This is a genomic window from Streptomyces sp. NPDC001822, from assembly GCF_042892135.1.
In the GTDB taxonomy this organism is placed as follows: domain Bacteria; phylum Actinomycetota; class Actinomycetes; order Streptomycetales; family Streptomycetaceae; genus Streptomyces.
Map to the genome: position 1 here is coordinate 293,116 of NZ_JBIATW010000008.1, position 17,021 is coordinate 310,136.

At 72.9% G+C, this 17,021-nt stretch carries 15 protein-coding genes; 5 read left to right on the forward strand and 10 right to left on the reverse strand.

Going from position 1 to position 17,021, the window contains the following annotated elements:
- Positions 1-3: 3 nt before the first annotated feature.
- Genes ACFYY2_RS20780 through ACFYY2_RS20790 form a run of 3 tightly spaced genes read right to left on the reverse strand, consistent with a single transcriptional unit; the run spans position 4 to position 4,614 of the window.
- Positions 4-921 (reverse strand): hydroxymethylglutaryl-CoA lyase, encoded by a 918-nt coding sequence (locus ACFYY2_RS20780; RefSeq protein ID WP_388745092.1) that lies wholly within the window; start codon positions 919-921, stop codon positions 4-6.
- A gap of 17 nt (positions 922-938) precedes the next feature.
- Positions 939-2,984 (reverse strand): biotin carboxylase N-terminal domain-containing protein, encoded by a 2,046-nt coding sequence (locus ACFYY2_RS20785; RefSeq protein ID WP_388744925.1) that lies wholly within the window; start codon positions 2,982-2,984, stop codon positions 939-941.
- Between the two features lie 13 nt (positions 2,985-2,997).
- The gene (locus tag ACFYY2_RS20790; protein WP_388744927.1) at positions 2,998-4,614 is read right to left on the reverse strand and encodes a carboxyl transferase domain-containing protein; all 1,617 of its coding nucleotides are present in this window, start codon (positions 4,612-4,614) and stop codon (positions 2,998-3,000) included.
- A gap of 111 nt (positions 4,615-4,725) precedes the next feature.
- Here ACFYY2_RS20790 and ACFYY2_RS20795 point away from each other — a divergent pair, with 111 nt between their 5' ends.
- Positions 4,726-5,340 carry a TetR/AcrR family transcriptional regulator gene (locus ACFYY2_RS20795; RefSeq protein WP_388744930.1) on the forward strand — a complete coding sequence of 205 codons (615 nt, stop codon included), beginning with the start codon at positions 4,726-4,728 and terminating at the stop codon, positions 5,338-5,340.
- On the opposite strand, the gene ACFYY2_RS20800 is transcribed toward ACFYY2_RS20795, so the two are convergent.
- Positions 5,337-5,864, reverse strand: coding sequence for a MarR family winged helix-turn-helix transcriptional regulator (locus tag ACFYY2_RS20800; protein ID WP_388744932.1), 528 nt, complete (start codon positions 5,862-5,864; stop codon positions 5,337-5,339). The two genes, ACFYY2_RS20795 and ACFYY2_RS20800, sit on opposite strands and share 4 nt — an antisense overlap.
- A 92-nt stretch (positions 5,865-5,956) precedes the next feature.
- On the opposite strand from ACFYY2_RS20800, the gene ACFYY2_RS20805 reads away from it, so the two are divergent.
- On the forward strand, positions 5,957-6,316 hold the full coding sequence (locus ACFYY2_RS20805; RefSeq protein ID WP_388744934.1) for an HGxxPAAW family protein: 360 nt from the start codon (positions 5,957-5,959) through the stop codon (positions 6,314-6,316).
- A 96-nt stretch (positions 6,317-6,412) separates the two neighbouring features.
- The gene (locus ACFYY2_RS20810) at positions 6,413-7,204 is read left to right on the forward strand and encodes a phosphatase (protein ID WP_388744936.1); all 792 of its coding nucleotides are present in this window, start codon (positions 6,413-6,415) and stop codon (positions 7,202-7,204) included.
- A gap of 25 nt (positions 7,205-7,229) precedes the next feature.
- On the opposite strand, the gene ACFYY2_RS20815 is transcribed toward ACFYY2_RS20810, so the two are convergent.
- Positions 7,230-8,192 carry a helix-turn-helix transcriptional regulator gene (locus ACFYY2_RS20815; protein ID WP_388744938.1) on the reverse strand — a complete coding sequence of 321 codons (963 nt, stop codon included), beginning with the start codon at positions 8,190-8,192 and terminating at the stop codon, positions 7,230-7,232.
- 64 nt (positions 8,193-8,256) lie between these two features.
- Here ACFYY2_RS20815 and ACFYY2_RS20820 point away from each other — a divergent pair, with 64 nt between their 5' ends.
- The gene (locus ACFYY2_RS20820) at positions 8,257-9,405 is read left to right on the forward strand and encodes an epoxide hydrolase family protein (protein ID WP_388744940.1); all 1,149 of its coding nucleotides are present in this window, start codon (positions 8,257-8,259) and stop codon (positions 9,403-9,405) included.
- 52 nt (positions 9,406-9,457) lie between these two features.
- Here ACFYY2_RS20820 and ACFYY2_RS20825 read toward each other — a convergent pair whose 3' ends face one another.
- The 4 genes from ACFYY2_RS20825 to ACFYY2_RS20840 form a co-directional block, all read right to left on the reverse strand.
- Positions 9,458-10,705, reverse strand: coding sequence for a cytochrome P450 (locus tag ACFYY2_RS20825; protein ID WP_388744942.1), 1,248 nt, complete (start codon positions 10,703-10,705; stop codon positions 9,458-9,460).
- Between the two features lie 129 nt (positions 10,706-10,834).
- A complete protein-coding gene (locus tag ACFYY2_RS20830; protein WP_388744944.1) occupies positions 10,835-11,794 on the reverse strand; it encodes a cation diffusion facilitator family transporter in 960 nt (319 codons plus the stop codon).
- Between the two features lie 29 nt (positions 11,795-11,823).
- Positions 11,824-12,699, reverse strand: coding sequence for an acyl-CoA thioesterase (locus ACFYY2_RS20835; protein WP_388744946.1), 876 nt, complete (start codon positions 12,697-12,699; stop codon positions 11,824-11,826).
- Positions 12,700-12,719: 20 nt separating this feature from the next.
- Positions 12,720-13,877 carry an acyl-CoA dehydrogenase family protein gene (locus ACFYY2_RS20840; protein ID WP_329037495.1) on the reverse strand — a complete coding sequence of 386 codons (1,158 nt, stop codon included), beginning with the start codon at positions 13,875-13,877 and terminating at the stop codon, positions 12,720-12,722.
- Between the two features lie 294 nt (positions 13,878-14,171).
- On the opposite strand from ACFYY2_RS20840, the gene ACFYY2_RS20845 reads away from it, so the two are divergent.
- Complete coding sequence (locus tag ACFYY2_RS20845; RefSeq protein WP_388744948.1) at positions 14,172-14,612, forward strand: Asp23/Gls24 family envelope stress response protein; 441 nt, start codon at positions 14,172-14,174, stop codon at positions 14,610-14,612.
- 63 nt (positions 14,613-14,675) lie between these two features.
- Here the strand turns inward: ACFYY2_RS20845 and ACFYY2_RS20850 are convergent, their stop codons facing one another.
- Positions 14,676-17,009 (reverse strand): glycoside hydrolase family 3 N-terminal domain-containing protein, encoded by a 2,334-nt coding sequence (locus tag ACFYY2_RS20850; protein ID WP_388744950.1) that lies wholly within the window; start codon positions 17,007-17,009, stop codon positions 14,676-14,678.
- Between the last annotated feature and the right edge of the window lie 12 nt (positions 17,010-17,021).

Genomic DNA, 17,021 nt, shown 5'->3' on the forward strand with positions numbered 1-17,021 from the left:
GCTTCACTCCTTGTGGGACAGCGCGCGGACGGTACGGGACGGGCTCGGGCGGCCCAGCTGTTCGGCCATCCACACGCTTGTGGCGGTGAGTGCGCCGAGATCGACCCCGGTGTCCACACCGAGGCCGTCGAGCATCCACACGAGGTCCTCGGTGGCGAGATTTCCGGTGGCGCTCTTCGCGTAGGGGCAGCCGCCCAGGCCGCCCGCCGAGGCGTCGACCGTGGTCACCCCGTGCTGGAGCGCGGCCAGGGTGTTGGACAGCGCCTGGCCGTAGGTGTCGTGGAAGTGCACCCCGATCGTGTCGGTGGACACCCCCGCCTCGTTCAACGCGGCCAGCAGCGCCACCACATGGCCCGGGGTGGCGACACCGATCGTGTCGCCGAGGGACAGCTCGTCGCAGCCGAGGTCCATGAGTGCCTTCGCGACCCTGACGACCTGGGGGACGGGCACGGCGCCCTCCCACGGGTCGCCGAAGCACATGGACAGATAGCCCCGCACATGCCCTCCGGCCTCCCGCGCCCGGGCGACGACGGGCTCGAACATGGCGAGCGACTCGTCCACCGTGCGGTTGAGGTTGCGGGCGGCGAACGTCTCCGTCGCCGAACCGAACACGGCGACCCGGCGCGCGCCGAGCGCGAGCGCGCGGTCCAGCCCGCGCTCGTTCGGCACGAGGACGGGAAGTGCCGCGTCCACGTCGCCGAGCATCGGGAACAGCTGCTCGGCGTCGGCGAGCTGGGGCACCCACTTCGGGTGGACGAAGCTCGTCGCCTCGATCGTGGAGAGCCCGGCCGCCGCGAGCCTGTGGACGAACTCCGCCTTCACCTCGGTCGGTACGACGGACTTCTCGTTCTGCAGGCCGTCGCGCGCGCCGACCTCGTGGATGCGGATCCGGGCCGGCAGCCCGGGGGCCGGCACCGTCATGGGCAGTCCGGTGCCGGTCACGACTCCTCCTTCGGGGCCACCACGGCCAGGATCTGGTCCATGGCGACGGTGGCGCCCGCGACGACGTCCAGCTCGGTGACGGTCCCGGCGTGCGGCGCGGAGATGACGTGCTCCATCTTCATCGCCTCCACGACCAGCAGGCTCTGTCCGGCGGCGACCTCGTCGCCGACGGCCACCTTCACCACCGTGACGGTCCCGGGCATGGGTGCGGCCAGGGTGTCCGCGCCGGAGCGGGCCGCGCCGCCCAGGGACGCCTCCACCGGGTCGTGGTCCTGGACGTGCCAGGTGTCCCCGTCCCGCCCGAGCCAGATCCCGTCCGGGGCGGACACACAGCTGAACACGTGCGTCAGCCCGTCGGACTCGACGACGACCCGGTGCCCGGACCGCTCGACGAGCCGGGCGTCCGCCGAGGGGACCGGCGGGGGAACGGGACCGCAGGTGTCCGGCGTGCCCGCGCGGTCGTCCGCGTGGCCGAACGTCAGGCGGGCTTCGCCCCCGGGGAGCGGGCGAAGCCCCACCCGCACCGGCTCGTGGCCCGGGACCCGGAAGTGGTGGAAGGTCTCGGCAGGAGTGCCGCCCAGCCGCCAGCCACTGGGTACGGAGAAGGGGTCGACCCAGCCCGCCGAAGGCGCCGGAGCCTGGCGCAGCAGGGCCGCCACCGCGTACACCTCCTCCGGCACCCCGTCCGGCACCAGGCCGTCCGCCTCACGCTCGACGAGCCCCGTGTCCAGCTCGCCCGCGGCGACCGCCGGATGGGCCAGCAGGCGCCGCAGGAAGCCGGCGTTCGTCGGGACGCCGAGCACCACCGTGTCCGCCAGCGCCGCGCGCAGCCTGCGCAGGGCGGTGGCCCGGTCGGGGCCGTAGGCGATGACCTTGGAGAGCATCGGGTCGTACGTGCTGCCGACCGGGACGCCCTCGCTGAGCCCCGAGTCGGTCCGCGTCCCGCCGCCCTGCGGTTCGTGCAGCGCCAGCACGGTGCCGCCGGACGGCAGGAAGCCGCGCGCCGGGTCCTCCGCGCAGACCCTGGCCTCGACGGCGTGCCCGGTGAGGGTGATGTCGTCCTGGGCGTACGGGAGGCGCTCGCCCGCGGCCACCCGCAGCTGCCACTCCACCAGGTCCAGCCCCGTGATCAGCTCGGTGACGGGGTGCTCGACCTGGAGGCGGGTGTTCATCTCCATGAAGTAGTACGAGGCCGGGTCGTTGCCCGGGACGATGAACTCCACCGTCCCCGCGCCGACGTAGCCGCAGGAGCGGGCCGCCTGGACGGCCGCCTCGCCCATCGCCGCCCGGGTCTTCTCGTCCAGCAGGACCGAGGGCGCCTCCTCGATGATCTTCTGGTGGCGGCGCTGCAGCGAGCACTCGCGTTCGCCGAGGTGGACCACGGTGCCGTGACCGTCGGCGAGGACCTGGATCTCGATGTGGCGCGGCCGGTCGATCCACCGCTCCACCAGCAGCGTGTCGTCGCCGAAGGAGGCGCGCGCCTCACGCCTGGCGGCCGCGATCTCGTCCGCCAGCAGCGACGCGTCGCGCACCAGGCGCATGCCCTTGCCGCCGCCGCCCGCCGACGGCTTCAGCAGGACCGGCATGCCGATCTCCCGGGCCGCGTCGGCCAGTTGACCGTCGGTGAGTCCGCTGCCCGACGACCCGGGAACCACGGGGACGCCGGCGGCCGCGACGGTCTCCTTGGCGCGGATCTTGTCACCCATCAGCGAGATTGCCGAGGCGGGCGGACCGATGAAGACGAGCCCGGCCTCGGCGCAGGCCCGGGCGAAGCCGGCGTTCTCCGCGAGGAAGCCGTAGCCCGGGTGGACGGCCTCGGCGCCCGTGCGGCGGGCGGCGTCCAGCAGCCGCTCCACCGACAGATAGCTCTCGGCCGCGGGTGCGGGGCCGATCCGCACCGCCGTGTCGGCCTCCCGCACATGGCGGGCGTCCGCATCGGCGTCGCTGAACACGGCGACCGACCGCACGCCGAGCTCGCGCAGGGTCCGGATGACCCGGACCGCGATCTCGCCACGGTTGGCGACCAGAACAGTGCTGAACATGGAAGTCCTCACATCACATCCGGAAGACGCCGAAACTGGGCTCGGCCAGCGGGGCGTTGGCACACGCGGTCAGGGCGAGACCCAGCACCTGCCGCGTCTCCGTCGGGTCGATGACACCGTCGTCCCAGAGACGGGCGGTGGCGTAGTAGGCGTTGCCCTGCTGCTCGTACTGCGCGCGGACCGGATCCTTGAAGGCCTCCTCGTCCTCGGCGGGCCACTCCTCGCCGCGCCCCTCGATCTGGTCCCGCTTGACGGTGGCCAGCACGGACGCGGCCTGCTCGCCGCCCATGACGGAGATCTTGGCGTTGGGCCACATCCACAGGAAGCGGGGCGAATAGGCCCGCCCGCACATGGAGTAGTTGCCGGCGCCGTAGGAACCGCCGACGACCACGGTCAGCTTCGGCACCCGGGTGCACGCGACGGCCGTGACCATCTTGGCGCCGTGCTTGGCGATGCCGCCGGCCTCGTAGTCCTTGCCGACCATGAAGCCGGAGATGTTCTGCAGGAACACCAGCGGGATGCCGCGCTGGTCGCACAGCTCGATGAAGTGGGCGCCCTTCTGGGCGGACTCCGCGAACAGGATGCCGTTGTTCGCGACGATCCCGACGGGGTGGCCGTGGATGCGGGCGAAGCCGGTGATCAGCGTCTGGCCGTACTCCGCCTTGAACTCGGCGAAGCGCGAGCCGTCCACGACCCGGGCGATGACCTCGCGGACGTCGTACGGAGTGCGCGAGTCGACCGGTACCGCGCCGTACAGCCCGGCCGGATCGGCCTTGGGTTCCTCGGCGGGCTCGACGGACCAGGGGAGCGGTCCGCGGTCCGGGAGTGTCGCGACGATGTTCCGCACGATCCGCAGCGCGTGCGCGTCGTCCTCGGCGAGGTGGTCGGTGACCCCGGACGTGCGGGAGTGCACCTCGCCGCCGCCCAGCTCCTCCGCCGTCACGACCTCACCCGTGGCGGCCTTCACGAGCGGCGGGCCGCCCAGGAAGATCGTGCCCTGGTTCCGGACGATGACGGCCTCGTCGCTCATGGCCGGCACATAGGCGCCGCCCGCCGTGCAGGAGCCGAGGACCGCCGCGATCTGGGGGATGCCGGCGCCCGACATCCGCGCCTGGTTGTAGAAGATGCGCCCGAAGTGGTCCCGGTCCGGGAACACCTCGTCCTGCAGGGGCAGGAACGCGCCGCCGGAGTCCACGAGGTAGAGGCACGGCAGCCGGTTGTCGAGGGCCACCTCCTGGGCGCGGAGGTGCTTCTTCACCGTCATCGGGTAGTAGGTGCCGCCCTTGACGGTCGCGTCGTTGGCGACGATCACGCATTCGCGCCCGCTGACCCGCCCGATCCCGGCGATCACTCCGGCCGCGGGCGCGGCGCCCCCGTACAGCCCCTCGGCCGCCAGCGGGGCGAGCTCCAGGAAGGGCGAGCCGGGGTCGAGCAGCGCGTCCACGCGCTCCCGGGGCAGCAGCTTGCCGCGCGCCACATGCCGGGCGCGGGCCTTCTCACCCCCGCCGAGCCGTGCCGTGGCGAGCCGCGTGCGCAGCTCCTCGGCGAGTGCGTGATGCGCCGCCTCGTTGGCCTGCCAGGCCTCCGAGGCGGGATCGGCCGCACTCACCAGGACCGGTGCCTGCTGCATCCTGTCGAGCCCCCTTGCCCGTACCGCAGTAGTCGGATGAGAGTTAATGAGCGTTAACGCATTGCGGCCCAGGTTAACGAGCGCTAACCCGCCTGTCTAGAATGAATCCTCATGAGCACCCATGCCGCCGCCCGAGTCGCGGCTCCCACCCGCCGCGAGCAGATCCTCCGGGAGGCCGCCCGCCTCTTCGCCGAGCGCGGTTTCCACGGTGTCGGGGTCGACGAGATAGGGGCGGCGGTCGGCATCAGCGGGCCCGGCCTGTACCGGCACTTCCCGGGCAAGGACGCCATGCTCGCCGAGCTGCTCGTCGGCATCAGCGAGCGCCTGCTGGCGGGCGGGCGGCTGCGCGTCACCGAGGACGGGGCCTCCCGGGCAAGATCCCCCGAGGCGCTGCTGGACGCCCTCATCGAGGGCCACATCGACTTCGCGCTGGACGACCGGCCCCTGATCACGCTCCACGACCGCGAGCTGGACCGGCTGCGCGACTCCGACCGCAAGCGGGTGCGCCAGCTGCAGCGGCAGTACGTCGAGGTCTGGGTCGAGGCCGTGCGCGCCCTCTACCCCGCGCTCGCGGAGAGCGAGGCCAGGGTCACCGTCCACGCGGTGTTCGGCCTGCTGAACTCCACGCCCCACCTCACCCGGCCCGAGGCCCTTCCGGACCGCACGGCGACCGCGGCCCTCCTGCACCGGCTCGCGCGCGGCGCGTTCGCGGCGGCCGCGGCCTAAGGTCCTTCCGGTCCGGCCGGGCCGGGCCGGGACTCGTCGGCGCCCGCCCCGGCCCTGATCTCGTCCAGCGACTCCTGCATGGCGGCCCGGGCCCGGCCGAACCAGTCGGCCAGTACGGCGATCTCCTCCGGCCCGTAGTCGGCGAACAGGGTGCCCAGACGGGCGTAGAACGGGCCGTACACCGCGAGGATCCGCTCCTGCGCGGACTCCTCCATCACGACGTGCACCCGCCGCCGGTCGCCCGGGACGGGCTGCCGTCTGGCGTAACCGGCCTTCTCCAGCCGGTTGAGCACGCCCGTCACCCCGCCGGTGGTCAGCCGTGCCCGTTCGGCGAGGTCGCCGGCGGCCAGCGGCCGGCCGGTCAGCGCCGCCTCCATCACGAAGCCGAGGCAGGTCAGGTCGGTGGTGTTGAGGCCGAGCCGCCCGGCGATGTCGTGCTGCCCGAACTGGGCCAGCGCGATCATCCGGTCCATCGCCTGCAGCGCCTGGTCGGCCGTCGCCTCCGGGCGCTTCTTGCCGTCCACCCAAAATCCCCTTAGCATCTAAGTTACTTAGCTCGTAAGTTATTGGCCGGGTGACCACCGGTCGCTGAACTATCACACCCCGAGGAGCCGACGTGAGCGCACACGGTGACTACGACCTGGGCCACACCGTCGCCGGCTGGACCGGTACGGCCATCGGCGTCCTGGGCAGCGCGGTGCTGGGAGCGGGGGTCGTCACCGGCTCCGCGGCGGTCCTGTGGGCGGGCGCGGCGGTGGTCGTGCTGGCGGCACTGACCTGCTGGGTACTCCATCTGGCGGGCTGGGGCAAAGCCACGGGGCTGCGCCCGAGGGCCGAGCAGGACTGGCGCGTCCGGGACACCGGGGCCGGCGGCGGCCACCCGGACTGCCTCGGCTGCCGGATGGCCGGACGGGGCCGCTCCCGGACGGCGGCCGCCGGCGAACCGGCACCGTCCTCCCGGTCCGCCGCTGCGTGAGGCCGGGCCCGCCCCGTCGGGGCGCGCCGGACCCCGCCGCATCCCGCGGTGCAAGACGCCCGGCACGCGAAGCACCCGTGACGGCACAATGGGTGCATGCCCATACCCAACCGCGCCGCCCTCGTCGAGCACCTCGTCCGCACACGCATCGCGGGCGACGTCGCCACCCCCCGGGACAACAACCTCTCCCACTACCGCCAGCTCGCCAACGGCAACCGCCACTTCTGGCTGGGCCTGGAGCTCGGCGACCGGTGGACCGACGAGCAGGACGTGCTGGCCGTGATGGCCGAGCGGTGCGGTGTCGTCGACGACCCCGGGCACCGGCAGGGGCAGGACACCATCGACCCGGAGCTGACGGTCGACGCCCTGGACCGGATGGCGGCCCGCCTGCGGAAGGCGGCGGCGGACGGGGAGCGGGTGCTGTTCGCCACCGGCCACCCCGGCGGACTGCTCGACGTCCACCGGCAGACCGCGAACGCGCTGCGTGCGGCCGGATGCGAGATCGTCAGGATCCCCGGCGGCCTGATGGCCGACGAGGGCATGGTCTTCCAGTTCGCCGACGTCGCCGTGCTGGAGCGCGGTGCCACCCTCTGGCACACGCACTCCCCGGTCCCCATGGCCACCATCCTGGACGCACTCGAACGCGAGGGCCGGCCCATGCCCGACCTGGTCGTGGCCGACCACGGCTGGGCCGGGTGCGCGGGTCAGCGCGGCATCGACTCGATCGGCTACGCGGACTGCAACGACCCCGCGCTCTTCCTCGGGGAGGCGGAGGGCACCCTCCAGGTCACCGTCCCGCTCGACGACCACGTCGCCGACCCGCGGTTCTACGACCCCATGACGGACTACCTCCTGGACGCAGCCGGACTGCTTCCCTCCGACGCGTGACGGGCCGCCGGCGGCGCGCCGGGGCTCAGGTCCGCGTCGACCTGGCGTAGCGCGCCGCCAGCTCCTCCAGATGGCGGACCAGCTCGGGCGGCCGGGTCACGGTGAAGTCGTGGCCCAGCATGCCCAGGTGGACGCCGAGCGATTCCAGGGAGTCGGCGCCGGTCTCCAGGACGCAGGTCTCCGCGTCGACGGGCTCCACCGTGCCCACCGCCGGGTTGATCCGCTCCAGCACCGCCTCCGCCGGGGCGTGGACCGTCACCCGGGCGCGGTGGCGCCACGCCGCCGCCGACGCCTTGCCCGCGACGTACGCGGCCGCGTCGCCCTCCGGGTCCCCGCGGGGCGCGAAGCGCGGTCCGGCCGGCGGCAGGGGCGTCAGCCGGTCCACGCGGAAGGTGCGCCAGTCGTCGCGGTCCACGTCCCACGCGACCAGGTACCACCGGCGGCCCCAGTTCACGACGCGCTGGGGCTCCACCAGGCGGCGTGCCGTCGCGCCCGCGTGGTCCCGGTAGTCCATGCGCAGGCGCTCGTGGTCCCGGCAGGCGGCCGTCAGGGTCATCAGCAGCCCGGTGTCGGTGTGCGGCGCGGGCCGGTCGGCCGGGACCGGGACGGCGTACTGCTGGAGGGCGCGGACCCGGCGGCGCAGCCGCGAGGGCAGGACCTGCTCCAGCTTGGCCAGGGCCCTGCCGGCCGTCTCCTCCGTCCCGGCCAGGGCGCTCCGGGACACGTTGCGCAGGGCCACCGCGACCGCGACCGCCTCGTCGTCCTCCAGGAGCAGCGGGGGCATCGCGCTGCCGGCGGCGAGCCGGTAGCCGCCCGTCGCCCCGCGCGACGCGTCCACCGGGTAGCCGAGGGTGCGGAGCCGCTCGATGTCGTTGCGCACGGTCCGGCCGCTCACGCCGAGGCGCTCGGCGAGTTCCGCGCCGGGCCACTCGCGAGGGGTCTGCAGCAGCGAGAGCAGCCGCAGGAGGCGCGCGGAGGTTTCGAGCATCGGGATGCGCCCGCCTGTCTCTTTAGGAATGAACCGTGCCTATATGGATCCTAGAATTCCACTCATGGAGAACAGCAGCAACACCGCAGCTCAGGCCGTCCGTTCCTTCCGCATCGACATCCCCCAGGCGGACGTGGAGGACCTGCGGGACCGGCTCGCCCGCACCCGCTGGAACACCGGGGTGCAGGGGGTCGGGGACTGGTCCCGCGGCGTGCCCGCCGACTACCTGAAGGACCTCGCCTCCTACTGGGCGGACGGCTTCGACTGGCGCAAGGCGGAGGCGCGGCTGAACGACTTCCCCCAGTACGTCACCGAGATCGACGGCCAGGACATCCACTTCGCGCACGTGCGCTCGGAGCGCCCCGACGCCACCCCGCTGCTCCTGATCCACGACTGGCCCGGATCGTTCGTCCAGTTCGTCGACGTCATCGAACCGCTCTCGCGCGACTTCCACGTCGTCGTCACGTCCACCCCGGGCGTCGGCTTCTCCGGACCGCTGACCTCGCCCGGCTGGAACACCGGCAGGATCGCCCGGGCATTCACCGAGCTCATGGCCCGCCTCGGCTACGACCGCTACGGCGTCCAGGGCAACGGCGGCGGGGCCTGGACCGCGGGCGAGATGGGCCGGATCGCGCCCGGCCGCGTCATCGGCGTCCACGTGAACGGCCTGGTCACCTTCCCGTCGGACGACCCCGCGGACTTCGCGGACCTGACGGAGTCCGAGCAGACCCGGCTGGAGCGGCTGCGGCACTTCCGCGACGACAAGATGGGCTTCAACGCCATCCAGTCGACCCGGCCGGACACGGTCGCCTACGGCCTGAACGACTCGCCGGTGGGTCAACTCGCCTGGATCGTCGAGAAGTTCAAGGAGTGGACCGACACCGCGAAGGAACTCCCCGAGGACGCCGTGGACCGGGACACCCTGCTCACCAACGTCAGCGTGTACTGGTTCACCGGCACCGCGGGGTCGTCGGCCCACCTCTACTACGAGACGGCCCACGACCCGGCCGCCTGGGCGCCGAAGGAACGCGGCACCGTGCCCACCGCCGTCGCCGTCGCGCTCCCGTCCGACGTCGCCGTCCGCCGCTTCGCCGAACGCGACCACAACGTCGTCCGCTGGACCGAGTTCGACCGCGGGGGCAACTTCCTCTCCCTCGAACAGCCCGAGCTCCTGACCGAGGACGTACGGGAGTTCTTCGCGGACCTCGGCTGAGCCGCGCGCCCCCGGCGCCCCCGGGGGTTACGCCTCCCGGCGTTCCGAGGGGTCACGCCTCCCGGGGGCGCAGGCGCACGGGCAGGGACCGGTGGCCGTTGCTGATCAGCGAGGGCACCGACTCCAGGTCCTCCTGCGGCGAGGCGAGTGCGGCGTCCGGGAACCTCTCGAAGAATCGGGACAGCGCGACCTCGCCCTCCATCCTGGCCAGCGCGGCGCCCAGGCAGAAGTGGATGCCGTGCCCGAAGGCGAGGTGGTCCTTGCTGATCCGGGTGACCTCGAAGGCGTCGGCGTCGTCGTGCCATTCCGGGTGGCGGTTCGCGGCCGCGTAGGAGGCGAGGATCGCCTCCCCCTTCGCGATGTGCCCGCCGCCCGGCAGCGGTATGTCGGCGACCGCGTAGCGCAGGGGGAGGTGTTTGACCGGCGGCGAGTGGCGCAGCGTCTCCTCCACGACGTCCAGCCACGTCGCGCGCCCCTCGCGCACGTGGGCCAGTTGCGCGGGGCGGGAGAGCAGCAGCGTGACGGCCTGGTCGATCAGGTTGACGGTGGTCTCGTAGCCGGCGTTGATCATCAGCAGGAGCGTGTCGCGGAGTTCCTCCTCGGACAGCCGCCGGCCCTCGGCCCCCTCCTCGCTGAGGGCGATCAGCGCGGACGCCATGTCGTCACCGGGCGCGGCCCGCTTGGCGGCGATGAGGGCGTCCAGCATCGCGTACAGCCGTCCCGCGTTCCCGGCCGCTTCGGCGGGTGTCAGGGTGGTGTCGAACACGTCGTCGACGAGGGCGCGGAACTCGTCGCCCCGGCTGTCGGGCACACCCAGCAGGTGCCCGATGACCGCGATGGGCAGCGGATACGCGAAGCGCTCCCGCAGATCCGTGACGTCACCCGGGGCTGCGGCCTCCAGACCGGCCAGCAGCCCGTCGACGATGCCTTCGACGGTCGGCCGGAGCGCGGCGACCCGCCGCGCGCTGAACGCCGGGGCGACGGTGCCGCGCAGCCGGCGGTGGTCGCCCCCGTAGGCGGTGAACATGTTCGTCACGGCGACCCACAGGGCCAGCGGCCAGGTCTGGACGGCGTCCTCGAATCCGGGCCAGTGCCGGCGCGCGTCCTTGGAGACGTCCGGGCTGGTCAGGAGGTTCTTGAGCAGCGCCGGGTCGGTCACCGACCAGGCGGGGACACCGAGGATGTCGATGCGCGTGGCGGGCCCCGCGGCCCGTAAGAGCCGGTGTTCGGCGTCCGCGTCGCGGGCGGCCGGGTCGAGGACGACAGGGGCGGGGACGACGGGGGCGGAGTGCTGGGTCATGGCCGGTTCTCCTCGTCAGCGAAGAAATCGGCAGGTTTCTACCCGTCGCCACCGCACCGGACCCGGCGCCTTGACGCACGACCGCGTCCCGGACCGCAACCGGCGCACCGGAAGCCGCCCGCGTGCGCTTCAGCCCCTGGAGCGCGCCTCCGAGCGCTGTGCGCGCCCCGGTGTCGGATCCAGGTACACCCGGCGGATCGCCGGATAGCGCTCCCGGAGCTGCTGCTCCGCCTCCTCGCACGCCCACTCCACCTGGGCCGCCGTCGAAGCGTCCCGGAAGTCGACCTTCGCCGCGACGAGCATCTCCGACGGCCCCTGGATCAGCGTGGTCAGCTCCAGCACCTCGACGACGTGCGGCACGGACAGCAGTTCCTCGCGCACCCCGGCGCGCATCCGCGCCGGCATCGGCCGCCCGATCAGCAGCTGGGCGTTCGACCGGCAGAGCACCCACGCCACGTACACCAGCAGCGCCCCGATGAGGATCGACGCGACGCCGTCCCACACGGCGGACCCGGTCAGCTGCCCGCCGAGCAGACCGCCGGCGGCCAGGAGGAGGCCCACCAGGGCCGCGGAGTCCTCCATCACCACCGCCTTGACCGCCGTGTCGGGGGTCCGGCGGAGGTACGACGGCGCAGGCACCCGCAGCCGCGCCGCCTCGCCCCGCACCTGCCGGACGCCCGTGCGCAGCGAGAAGCCCTCCAGCAGGAAGGCCACGGCGAGGACGATGTACGACACGAGCGGATCGCCCAGCTCCTCGCCCTTCAGCAGGGTGTGGATGCCGTCGTAGAGGGAGAACACCGCGCCGCCGACGAACGTCGCGACGGCGGCGAGCATGGCCCAGATGTACCGCTCGGGGCCGTATCCCAGCGGATGGTCCTCGTCGGCGGGCTTCTCGCTGCGCTTGAGGGCGGTGAGGAGCATGACCTCGGTGACGGTGTCGGCCACCGAGTGCGCGGCCTCCGAGAGCATCGCGCTCGAACCGCTGATCAGTCCCGCCACCAGTTTCGCCGCGGCGATCCCGAGGTTCGCCGCCGCCGCGACGACGACGGTGAACGTGGACTCGCCGCCGCCGGCCCGCTCGTCGCTCATGGTGGGCAGTATGTCCGAACAGTGCGGCCTCAGTCCCTCGGGACGCGGACCAGACCCTCCTGGATGACCGTGATGGCCAGCTTCCCGTCAGCCGTGTAGATCCTCGCCTGGCCGAGACCGCGGCCACCGGACGCCGAGGGCGACTGCTGGTCGTAGAGCAGCCACTCGTCCGCGCGGAACGGGCGGTGGAACCACATCGCGTGGTCCAGGCTGGCCCCCACCACGTCCCCGATCGCCCAGCCGCCGCGCCCGTGGGCGAGCAGCACCGAGTCGAGCAGCGTCATGTCGGAGACGTACGTCGCCATGCAGACGTGCAGCAGCGGGTCGTCCGCCAGCTTGCCGTGCGTGCGGAACCAGACCTGCGAGCGCGGCTCGCGCGGCTCACCCGCCGTGGCGAACGGCGGCGCGTCCACGTATCTCAGGTCGACCGCGGCCCGGGCCTCCAGCAGGCGTTCGGCCATCCGCGGATCGCTGAAGCGGTCGGCGTACCGCGGCAGCATCTCCGCGGCGGTGGGCAGCGTCTCCGGGTCCGGGGCCGCGGGCATGTCCGCCTGGTGGTCCATGCCCTCCTCGTGCACCTGGAAGGACGCCGAGAGGTGGAAGACGGGCTTGCCGTGCTGGACCGCGACGACCCGGCGCGTGGTGAACGAACGCCCGTCGCGGATGCGGTCCACGGTGTAGACGATCGGCGCGCCCGGGTCCCCCGGGCGCAGGAAGTACGCGTGGAGGGAGTGGGCGCCCCGGTCGTCCGGCACCGTGCGCCCGGCGGCGACCAGGGCCTGGGCCGCGACCTGGCCGCCGAAGACACGGGGTACGACCGCCGAACGGCTCGTGCCCCGGAAGATGTCCCGCTCGATCCGCTCGACGTCGAGCAGATCGAGCAGGGAGTCGAGTGCCGTGCTCATGGAGGAGGACGCAGCCGCTCTCAGAGACCCATGGACTTGGCGATGATCGACTTCATGACCTCGCTGGTGCCGCCGTAGATGCGGTTGACCCGGTTGTCCGTGTAGAGGCGGGCGATCGGGTACTCGTTCATGAAGCCGTAGCCGCCGTGCAGCTGGAGGCAGCGGTCGATCACGCGGTGCGCGACCTCGGTGCAGAACAGCTTCGCCGACGCGGCCTCGGCGGGCGTGAGCTCGCCGGCGTCCAGTGCCTCGATGGCGCGGTCGCAGACGGCCTCGGCCGCGTCGACCTCGGCCTTGCAGGCGGCCAGCTCGAACTTGGTGTTCTGGAACGACGCGACGGTCTTGCCGAAGACGGTGCGGTCCTGCGTGTACTGCTGGGCGAAGCGCACCGCGGCCGCGGCCTGCGCGTAGGCGCCGACGGCGATGCCGAGGCGCTCCTGCGGGAGGTTCTGGCCGAGGTAGGAGAAGCCCTTGTTCTCCTCGCCCAGCAGGTCCTCGACGGGCACCTTGACGTCCACGAAGGCGAGTTCGGCCGTGTCGGAGACCTTGAGGCCCAGCTTGTCGAGCTTGCGGCCGACCGAGTAGCCCTCGGACTTGGTGTCGACCACCAGGAGGGAGATGCCGTGGCGGCGGTCGTCCGCCTTGGGGGCGTCCGTGCGGGCGCAGACGATGACCTTGTCGGCGTGGACGCCACCGGTGATGAAGGTCTTGGCGCCGTTGAGGACGTAGTGCGTGCCGTCCTCCGAGAGCTTGGCGGTCGTCTTCATGCCGGCCAGGTCCGAACCGGTGCCCGGCTCGGTCATGGCTATCGCGTACATCGACTTGCCGGAGACGAAGTCGGGCAGCCAGCGCTTCTTCTGCTCCTCGGTGGCGTACGCCTTGAGGTACGGCAGGCAGAGCAGGACATGGACGCCGGAGCCGCCGAAGGAGACGCCCGCGCGCGCGGTCTCCTCGTAGAGCACCGCCTCGAACTTGAAGGACTCCTCGCCCGCGCCGCCGTACTCCTCGGGCACCTCGATGCCGAAGATGCCCAGCTCGGCGAGCTTGTAGTAGAAGTCGCGGGGCGCCTGGCCCGCCGCGAACCACTCGTCGTAGACGGGGACGACCTCGGCCTCGATGAAGGCGCGGATGGTCTCCCGGAACGCCTCGTGGTCCTCGTTGTAAACCGTACGGCGCACGGGTGCCTCCTGGTGTCAGCTTCGGCTTCGGTCGCGTGGCTAAGCGCTTGCTCAGACCAGCTCAGAAGTTACCCGGCGGTCAGGGTGGCTGTCCAGGGTGATGCTGAGCACGCCGCAGCCCTTCAGCGGCAAGGGCCGCCGGGGGCCCGGACCGGTTCCGGACCCGAGTCGCGGAGCGTGGCGGCGGGCAGCGCTCTGTAACCCCGATGGCGGCAGGCGACGGGCGGGCGCACAGTGAAACGAGGGGCCGGTGAGAACGGGCCGGCCCGTCGTACCGACACCTGTGAGGCAGTCATGGCTGATGTGGACGGGAATGCGGAACGGACCGGACGCGGCACGACCACCATCTCGGACAACGTCGTGTCCACCATCGCCGGAATCGCCATCCGCGAGACGGACGGTGTGCACTCGGTGGGCAAGGGCGCGTCGAAGGCCCTCGGGGCCGTCACCGGCCGGGTCTCCGGATCCAGCGGGGCGGGGCGCTCCATCAAGGTGGAGGTGGGCGAGAAGCAGACCGCGATCGATGTCGACATCGAAGTGGAGTACGGCATCCCGATCCACGAACTCGCCGACCGGATCAGGACCCACGTGACGGACGCCGTCGAGACCATGACCGGTCTCGAAGTCGTCGAGATCAACATCAACGTCTTCGACGTCCACATCCCCGGCGATGACGACGACGAGGACGAGGACGAGCAGAAGAGCTCGCGCGGGCAGTCCTCGCGCGTGCAGTGAGCCCGTGCGGCAGGCCCGTGCGGCGAGACCGGGGGGCTCACGACGGGGTGCCCGCCCGGGGCGTCATCGCGGGCCGGGCGCCGCCGTGACCGAGAGACGCGCCTCCCTGGTGTGCCCGGAGGACCGGCCGGTCCCGATGGCGAACTCGCCCGGCTCCACGGCCCACAGTCCCTCCTGCGTGAAGGAGGCCAGCGTCCGCGCCCCCACCGCGAAGGTCACCTCCGCACTCGCGCCCGCCGCCAGCTCCACCCGTGCGAAGCCGCGCAGCTCGCGCACCCGCGGCCACGTCGTGCCGCCGGACTCCCTGCGCACGTAGAGCTGGACCGTCTCACGCACCGGCCGGGCGCCCGTGTTGGAGACCCGCACCACGCACCGCACGGGCGCGTCACCGCCGTCCGGCGCGAACTCGCCCGCCCCCACCACCGCCCGGGACAGCCGTGGCACGTCGTAGACGACCGTCGTGTACGACAGCCCGTGGCCGAACGGGTGCCGTGCGGTGGCGGGCTGGTCGACGTAACCCCGGTAGCCGTGGTCCTTGGCGTTGTAGAAGACGGGCAACTGGGCCGCCGAACGCGGCACGGAGACGGGCAGCCGCCCCTGGGGCCCGGCCGCCCCGAACAGCACGTCGGCCACCGCCCTGCCGCCCCAGGGGCCGGGATACCAGGCGCTCAGCACCGCCGCGGCCCGGCCGGTGAGGTCCGGCAGGGCGTGCGGCCGGCCCTGGACCAGTACCACGACCACCGGGGTCCCGGTCCCGGTCACCGCGTCGAGCAGCGCCGCCTGGGCCTGGGGCAGGCCGAGTTCGGCGAGGTCCACCCCCTCGCCGCAGGTCATCTCCACGGGATTGCCCGAAGCGACCACCGCGGCCCCGTTGGCGTCGAAGCGTGTCCCGGACTCCCGGGCGCTGGACCCGCCCAGCACCAGGACCACCACGTCGGCCGATGCGGCGACGGCCACCGCCTCGGGCACGCCGGAGAGGTCCCCGCCGACAAGGGAGCAGCCCCGCGCGTGGGTGACGGCCGTGCCGACGGGCGCCGCGGCCCGTATCCCCGCGAGCACGCTGACACCCGTGCCGTGCCGCTGGGGCGCGGTGTAGTCGCCGATCTGCTGCGGAACGGAGTCGGCGTTCGGCCCGATGACCGCCACGGTTTTGCCACGGCCGCCCGCGAACGGCAGCGTCGCGCCGTCGTGTTCGAGGAGCGTGACGGACTCGCGGGCGACGCGCTCGCTCAGCCGCTCCAGCCGCCCCGGGTCGAGCCCCCGGGCACCGGTGTACGGCTGCTCGAAGAGGCCGAGACGGAACTTCAGCGCCAGCACGCGTCCGACCGCCGTGTCGAGCGTGGACTCCTCGACCAGCCCCCGCCGGACCGCCTCCGCCAGCCGGGGATAGCAGTCGTCCCACAGGCTCAGGTCCGTCCCCGCCCGGAGCGCCAGCGCACCGGCCGCCACCGGATCACCCGCCATCCGGACCAGGCGGTCGATCGCGAGGCCGTCGGCCATCACCAGGCCCCCGAAACCCCACTCCTCCCGCAGAATCCCGGTCAGCAGACGGCGGTTGGCCACACAGGGGACGCCGTCGAACTCGTTGTACGCGGCCATGACGCCCGCCGCGCCCGCCCGCACACCCGCCAGCGCCGCCACCAGGTGGATCTCCCGCAGTTCCCGCTCGCCCAGCTCCGTGGCCGCGCTGTTGCGGCCGCCCACCGTGGCCCCCTGCCCCGCGAAGTGCTTCAGGACGACGGCCGCCCGGTCCGGGGCGATCGGCTCCCCGGCAGCACCCGCACCCTGCACACCGCGCACCAGCGCCTCGGTGAAGCGCGCCGCCAGATACGGATCCTCACCGAAGCACTCCTCCGCACGTCCCCAGCGCGGATCACGCACCAGGTCGAGTGCGGAGACCAGCGCGACGTGGCCCCCGCGGGACCGCAGTTGCGCGGCCGCCAGGGCGGCCGCCTCCTCGTACAGCTCCGGGTTCCACGTGGCGCCGACCGCCAGATTCACCGGCAGCACGGTCCCGTCCAGCGCCTGCAGGCCGTGCGGCATCTCCTCGACGAGCAGGACGGGAATCCCGAGCCTGGTGTTCTCCACGACGTGCCGCTGCACGGCGTCGGCGACCCGGGCCGCGTCCGCCGCGCCGATGCCGGTCTCGGCCGTCACCCCGGACCACGGGTCGGCACGCTGAAGGCCGTACAGCGCGCCCATCCCGTCGTAGGCGGCGACCTCCTTCCGGAACGCGTCCGTCAGCCGGTGACCGGAGGCGGTGCGCTCGTACGCGTCCCAGCCGTACATCCGCTGGTTGACCTGGCCCACCTTCTCGCCGAGCGTCATCCGCGACAGCAGGTCGCGCACACGGTCGGCGACGGGCATCCCGGGATCGCGGAACAGGGGCTCGGACATCGGTGGCTCCTC